Here is a 227-nt window from a genome sequence, read left to right on the forward strand (position 1 = left end):
GTGGCTGTCGCCGTGTAGGTCGGCTCGCCGAGCGTCGCGCCGTGATGCGCCGCCCATTCGCGAAGCAGGTTGTCGTAGCGACCGGCGTCGGCGTGCGGCACCTCGAACGTCACCTGGCGCAACGCCGCTCGCCGTACGAGCGCGGCCAGGTCGAGTGCCTCCGACACCGCTGACGAGTAGGCACGCACCAGGCCACCCGCTCCGAGCTTCACCCCGCCGAAGTACCG

Annotated in this window: 1 protein-coding gene; it reads right to left on the reverse strand. The window is 71.4% G+C overall.

Features of this window, described 5'->3' with window-relative positions:
* Nucleotides 1–227 (reverse strand): YigZ family protein (locus L687_RS31905; RefSeq protein ID WP_021199871.1); only part of this gene is annotated, 227 nt, incomplete at both ends.

Source organism: Microbacterium maritypicum MF109 (genome assembly GCF_000455825.1).
GTDB lineage: Bacteria > Actinomycetota > Actinomycetes > Actinomycetales > Microbacteriaceae > Microbacterium > Microbacterium maritypicum_A.